We start from the raw sequence: 223 nt of genomic DNA, 5'->3' as shown, positions 1-223 counted from the left end.
CTGTACTTTCTTCAGGTTCAAAATACTTATCATCATCAAACTTTCCAATCCAATCGATTACTCTTTCATAAGGTTTTAAATCATTATTTAAAAGTAATTCTTTCTCTGAACCGTGTGTTTTAGTTGGTTCTCCAATGATGCCATTTTTTGAAGCGATAAAAAATACTCGTTTTCTTTTTTGAGGCACACCAAAATCAACAGCGTGAGCTCTATAAATTATATA

At 30.9% G+C, this 223-nt stretch carries 1 protein-coding gene; it reads right to left on the bottom strand.

Annotated features, from left to right (window positions below; translation table 11 throughout):
• On the bottom strand, nucleotides 1–223 hold a 223-nt coding region (locus OU788_RS12845), incomplete at both ends, for a DNA cytosine methyltransferase (RefSeq protein WP_274635509.1).

This window comes from Tenacibaculum sp. L6 (genome assembly GCF_028823685.1).
Lineage (GTDB): Bacteria > Bacteroidota > Bacteroidia > Flavobacteriales > Flavobacteriaceae > Polaribacter.
Note: the sequence above shows the minus strand (reverse complement) of the source record. Positions and strands in the feature narration are given on the sequence as shown.